The 6,591-nt window shown below is 50.0% G+C and carries 3 protein-coding genes; 2 read left to right on the plus strand and 1 reads right to left on the minus strand.

What is annotated here, in order from left to right:
• Positions 1-334: 334 nt before the first annotated feature.
• Positions 335-2,788: a bifunctional aspartate kinase/homoserine dehydrogenase I gene (gene thrA, locus ACOJTG_RS15050; RefSeq protein WP_420154577.1), complete on the plus strand. Its 2,454-nt coding sequence runs from the start codon at positions 335-337 to the stop codon at positions 2,786-2,788.
• A gap of 115 nt (positions 2,789-2,903) precedes the next feature.
• Here the strand turns inward: thrA and ACOJTG_RS15055 are convergent, their stop codons facing one another.
• Complete coding sequence (locus ACOJTG_RS15055) at positions 2,904-4,445, minus strand: SulP family inorganic anion transporter (RefSeq protein ID WP_420154578.1); 1,542 nt, start codon at positions 4,443-4,445, stop codon at positions 2,904-2,906.
• A gap of 475 nt (positions 4,446-4,920) precedes the next feature.
• Here ACOJTG_RS15055 and ACOJTG_RS15060 point away from each other — a divergent pair.
• A partial coding sequence (locus ACOJTG_RS15060) for a circularly permuted type 2 ATP-grasp protein (protein ID WP_420154579.1) occupies positions 4,921-6,591 on the plus strand: 1,671 nt, incomplete at its 3' end.

Genomic DNA, 6,591 nt, shown 5'->3' on the forward strand with positions numbered 1-6,591 from the left:
AGGGCTCTTTTGAATGGTTACGTAAAAACGGAGTCAAGTTCAACGATTTATGGCTGCATCAAGAAGAAAAGACGGAAAAAGTCGCCTGAATAGTTGAAAATCCCGAGCTATAAAAGCATCGGGATTTTTTCGTTTTTAGCCAAATAATCTATCTCTCTTTCTGGTTTGGCTGAGCTAATCAATCGGGGGAATTGGGTTTTCTCCATCAGAATTTCCAATTCTTCACCTTCATCATGAGTGTCTCGGCTATCTTTGCGGCTCCATTGTCTAAATAGCCTATTCCCCAAGGGCTCATTTACTTTATCGGGACGGCGATCGGGCCGTTCATTAGCGTATGAAAGTTCTAAAGTTTGGCGGCACCTCCGTAGGAAGCATCAAAGCCATCGAGGCGGTTTTGGGCATTATTCATGATAATCTTCAACGCGGTGAAAAAATAGCCGTGGTTTTCTCGGCCATGGGTGGCTTTACCAACCAGTTGCTGGAAATGGGCAACCGGGCCGCCCGTAATGACGAATATCGGGACGTACTGAAAAAGGCGTCTGATCGTCACCTCGAAGTCATTAACCATTTTATCGGACCGCGTTTTCGGAGTCGGGTTATTGCCGATGTCATGGGTTTGTTTAATGAACTCGAAGACTTATTGCGGGGAATTACCCTGATTCGGGAAATTTCACCGCGTACGTCCGATCTGCTCGTGAGTTTCGGTGAACGCCTGTCAACGACGCTGGTGACTGAAGTACTGAAAGATCAGGGTGTTGACTGCGATTTTCTCGATGCCCGCAAGCTGATTAAAACGAATGCTTCGTTCCAACAAGCCGAAGTAAACTTCGAGTTGACGAATCATCTGATTCAGCATCATTTTACCAAGAATAAAAACCTCCAGCTCATTACGGGCTTTATCGGTTCAACCGAAGATGGCGTGACGACTACGCTCGGTCGCGGTGGCTCCGATTATACGGGTAGCATTTTCGGTTCGGCCCTCAACGCCAGTGTCATTGAAATCTGGACGGACGTACCCGGTATGATGACCTCCGATCCCCGGAAGGTACGCAATGCCTTTACCATTCCGGTGGTCAGCTACGCTGAAGCGATGGAACTGACGCACTTTGGTGCCAAGGTGATCTATCCGCCCAGCCTGACGCCCGCGTTCAAAGCCAATATTCCCATCAAGGTTCTCAATACTTTTGATCCCTCCCATCCGGGAACTATCGTAACCCGGCAGGCTCCCCCGCACGAGTACACCATCACGGGGATCAGCTCCATCGACAATCTGGCTCTGGTCAACCTACAAGGTTCTGGTATGATTGGCGTAGCCGGGGTATCGGCCAAGCTGTTTACGGTACTGGCCCGCCACGAAATTTCGGTGATTCTGATTTCGCAGGCTTCTTCCGAACACTCGATCTGCTTTGCAATTGATCCCAAGTTTTCCGGTAAAGTACGGGAAATCATGGAAACGGAATTTTCCGGCGAACTCCGGATTGGAGACATTGAAGGAATCGATATTCAGGAAGACCTCTCCGTTATTGCCGTAGTAGGTGAAGGGATGCGTCAGCACACGGGTGTGTCGGGTCGTTTGTTTTCGGTACTCGGAAAGAACGGGATTAACATCGTGGCAACGGCCCAAGGAAGTTCGGAGCTGAATATTTCCGTCGTAATCGAGCGGAAAGATTTATCGAAAGCCCTGAATGTCATTCACGAAAGCTTCTTCGCCGATCAGGTCAAAACTCTGAACCTGTTCCTGATGGGTACGGGACTGATTGGTAAAACGCTGTTGCATCAGCTTTCGCAGCAGGAAAGTTACCTGCGGAAATACCGGAATCTGAAACTTCGCCTCATTGCCGTAACCAACAGTCGGGTAATGGTTATTGACGAAGGGGGCATTTCAAAGGAACACTGGGAAGAACGTTTGGACATCGACGGTGAAAAGGCAGATATGTCGGCCTTCATTGAACGGGTAAAAGCGTTGAACCTACCCAACAGTATCTTCGTGGATTGTACGGCCAATAAAGCCATTGTCGATTACTACGAAGGGCTGCTAGAAGCATCGGTATCCATCGTTACGCCGAACAAAACGGCCAATGCCGCTCCGTACGAGGAGTACGCCCGTCGTCACCGCATGGCCCTGAAGAAAGGTGTGAAATTCCTGTATGAAACCAACGTGGGAGCGGGCTTGCCCGTCATCAACACCTTACAGGGACTCATTGCTTCGGGCGACCGATTCCTGAAAATCGAAGGCGTATTCTCGGGTACGCTGAGTTATATCTTCAATAATTTCCGTCCGGGCTTACGCTTTGCCGAAGTGGTTCGCGAAGCGAAAGCCAAAGGCTATACCGAACCCGATCCCCGCGACGACCTGAGTGGTCAGGACGTCGCCCGGAAAATTCTGATTCTGGCCCGGGAAATCGGGATGCAAGCGGATTTCGAAGACATTGAAATTACGCCGCTGTTGCCCGAAAGCTGCCGACTGGCTCCCTCCGTGGACGACTTCTTCGCTGAACTGGAAAACTGCAATCCCGTCTTCGAAAAATGGGTCGATGAGGCCGATGCCAAAGGCGAGAAGCTCCGGTTTATCGCGACGCTGGAAGGCGGAAAAATTAAACTTGGACTCAAATCCGTAGGACCCCAGCATCCGCTGTATTCGCTGGAAGGAGCCGATAACATCATCTCTTTCACGACCAAGCGTTACCACGATCGACCCCTGGTCATCAAAGGCCCCGGAGCCGGTGCGGAAGTAACCGCCACGGGTGTATTCGCCGACATCGTTTCCATCGGCAGTTACCTTTCGTAAGAAAAAGTGAATCATAAAAAAAGCGGGCTGATTTCTGATCAGCCCGCTTTTTTTATGGAAGCTACCAAGTCATTTTCATTCGCTAGCACCTACGAACAACCAATAACTATCAACTTTACTCTAAATCCGAAGCCACCCGATACGTCGGATCCTCCAGAATATTTACCTCAATCATCGATTCCGCATTTTGTAAAAGCTTTCGGCAATCGGGACTCAAATGGCGTAGATGTACCGTTTTACCCGCCACCCGGTAGCGACGCGTCAGGGCATTCAGGGCTTCAATGGCTGACATATCCGCCACCCGACTCTCCGCAAAATCAATCACCACTTCCTGCGGATCAGAGCTGACGTCGAATTTTTCATTAAAGGCGTGAATCGAACCAAAAAAAAGTGGACCGAAAATCTCGTAGTGCTTCGTTCCCTGCTCATCCACGTACTTCCGGGCCCGAATGCGTTTGGCGTTTTCCCAGGCAAAAACCAGGGCCGAAATCACAACGCCTACGCCAACGGCCAACGCCAGATTGTGCAGGAAAACCGTCACCAGCGTTACCACCCCGATGACAAATACGTCGGAAGCGGGCATTTTGCCGATGGTTTTGAAACTGGCCCACTCGAAGGTTCCGATGCAAACCATGATCAGCACACCGGTTAAGGCCGCCATCGGTAGTTGTTCAATCAGACTGGCTCCAAACATGATGAATACCAGCAGCATCACGGATGCAACAATTCCCGACAGTCGGGCCCGGGCTCCCGAAGAAATATTAATCAGACTTTGACCGATCATCGCACAGCCGCCCATGCCCGAGAATAGCCCGGTGACGATATTGGCTAGCCCCTGGGCCATACATTCCCTATTGCTACGACCTTTGGTTTCGGTAATTTCATCAATCAGGTTAAGCGTTAACAGGCTTTCGATGAGTCCCACACCCGCGACAATGAACGAGTAGGGTAGAATAAGTTGCAGGGTTTCCAGCGAAAAAGGTACTGCCGGAAGGTGAAAGGGTGGCAAACTTCCCTGTACCGAAGCAATATCGCCCACGGTTTTGGTATCGATTTGTAAGCCAATGACGGCCGCTGACACGACTACGATTGCCGTGAGTGAGGCGGGAATCGCTTTCGTCAGTTTGGGTAGCCCCCACATGATGAGCATGGTCAGTACTACCAGTCCCAACATAAGCCATAAGGCCGGGCCTTGCATCCAGCGTAGGGTGCCGCTGGCATCGCTTACTTTGAACTGATCCAGTTGAGCGAGAAAAATCACAATTGCCAGTCCGTTCACAAACCCGAACATGACCGGGTGCGGGACCAGTCGAATGAACTTACCCAGCCGTAACAGCCCCGCCGCCATCTGAATGAATCCAGCCAGTACGACGGTAGCAAAAATGTATTCAACGCCGTGCGATTTCGCCAAACTGACAATCACCACGGCCACGGCTCCGGTAGCTCCCGAGATCATACCGGGGCGGCCCCCAAAAATCGACGTAACGAAGCCCATAGTAAAGGCCGCGTACAGACCCGTCAGGGGTGAAAGGCCCGCAATGAGAGCAAAGGCAATGGCTTCGGGAATCAGGGCTAGGGCTACGGTAAGGCCCGAAAGCAATTCCGTTTTGTAGTCGACCTTTTGCGATAAGTCGAACAGGTTTAATCGGGTAGTCATGGAAAATGAATAGTAAACCGGACGAAGCAAAGCAGCTTCGACGGCATAGATGATCCGGAAAGATTACGAACGGGAAGTGGTCTTACCTCAGGGTGGAGTAAGGGCTATGATGGGGGAAGTAGGAAATGCGTGCGATTTCATTGGCGACAAAGGTAAGCAAAATCAAAACCGATACGGCTTAGGTGGCCCATTCATCCCAAGTATTTACGTAATCCCTGGTATAATTCTATTGATAAATAAAGGATGGATACATACAGATCAAACCAGGGATTTGGTAATAAATGCTTGTATATTCCTGTAAATCAAAATTATATATTATTTATGGGTGTGTCCGTAAAATAAAATTTTGACATCGAAGGATATGCTAGGTTTTGAAACAAGACCATATAGTTGGAAACTCGTACCTTTGGCCGGGTTTAAGGCAGAGGTAAGGAATAGAATCGACCGTTGGTAAGGCCGGTAGCCCGTGTACATTATGGTAACAGATACGATTCACTCCTTGCTGGATTCATACCGAACGCAGCTAAGTTCATACGATGAAATATTGAATACCGACGGTAGTATTAAACCGCATTGGGAGAAATTATTTCAGTCGTTGGAGAAAATTGGAAACCTGGAGCTCAAGAATCGCTTACAGGAGATCAAGAATAAAATTCGGGAAAATGGGGTAACGTATAATGTATACGAAGACCCTAAAGGGATGAACAGTCCCTGGAAACTGGATCCCATTCCTTTTTTGATCCAGAAGGCCGAATGGGAATCCATCTCGAAGGGATTGCAACAACGGGCCATCCTACTGGATTTAATTTTCCGGGATATGTACGGCGAACGCAAGCTGGTGAAAGATGGTATTCTACCCGCCGAGCTGGTGTTTGAAAATACGGGTTTTTTCCGTCCCTGTCAGGATGTAAAACTGCCTACGGAACACCAACTAGTAATGTACGCGGCCGATATGGCCCGTGGTCCGGACGGTCGAATGTGGGTACTCGATAACCGTACGCAGGCTCCCTCGGGCTCGGGTTACGCCCTGGAAAACCGGCAGATTATCAGCAAGGTCATGCCGGAGCTGGCCGAAAAACAGTACGTCAGTCGACTTTCACCCTTTTTTACGCAGATTCAGCAGGCCATCTTTCGGGTATTCCGGGAAAAAGCGGATCAGCTCAATGTGGTCTATCTGACGGCGGGCCCCAATAATGAAACGTATTTCGAGCAGGCGTATCTGGCTTCGTACCTAGGTTTTACGCTGGTACAGGGCAATGATCTGACGGTCAAAAACGGCTACGTCTGGGTGAAATCCATCGAAGGCTTGCAGCGAGTAGATATTATCATTCGTCGGGTAGACGATGAATGGTGCGACCCTCTGGAACTACGCGGTGGCTCTAAACTGGGCGTAGCCGGTTTACTACAGGTCATCCGGAATGGCCATGTGATGGTGATTAACCCGCCGGGAAGTAGTATCTTGGAGAATACGGCTCTGAATTCCTTTTTACCCTCGGTCAGTCGGTACTTTTTAAAGGAAGATCTGCTGTTGCCATCCGTAGCAACCTGGTGGTGTGGGCAGGCCAAAGAGCGGCAGTATGTGCTGGAGAATCTACACCGCCTCATCATCAAAAAAGCCAATCGTAAACAGGTATTCCGTTCCGTGTACGGACGGCAGCTTACGTTCGATCAGCTACAGGAATTACGAACCCAGATCCTCCAACACCCGAGCGAATACGTAGCTCAGGAAGAGATAAGTTTCTCGACAACTCCTGCTTTCGTTAATGACCGAATCGAACCCCGGTACGCCGCCATTCGGGCTTTTCTGACGGCCACTCCGGCGGGGTATCAGGTCATGCAGGGCGGGTTGACGCGAAGTTCACCCGTGAAAGACAAATTCACCTTTTCCAATCAGTACGGCGGAATCGCCAAGGATACCTGGATTGTGTCGGATGAAACGGAAGTCATTCCGGATCGCATTCGGCTACCCCGGCAGTTATTCCAGAAATCCCAGACATCTCTGCCCAGTCGTAGTGCCGAAAACCTGTTTTGGGCGGCTCGCTACGGAGAGCGGACTATGGCAGCGACCACGTTTCTGATCATTACGCTTAATTCCCTGAACTTGCAGCGGAATTTTGGTACGACGACCAAAACCGAGCACATTGAA

Origin of the sequence: Siphonobacter sp., from assembly GCF_048595215.1 — a bacterium.
Classification (GTDB): Bacteria; Bacteroidota; Bacteroidia; order Cytophagales; family Spirosomataceae; genus Siphonobacter.

Coding starts and splice junctions, on each gene's coding strand:
- thrA (WP_420154577.1), top strand. CDS start 335: ATGAAAGTTCTAAAGTTTGGCGGCACCTCCGTAGGAAGCATCAAAGCC.
- ACOJTG_RS15055 (WP_420154578.1), bottom strand. CDS start 4,445: ATGACTACCCGATTAAACCTGTTCGACTTATCGCAAAAGGTCGACTAC.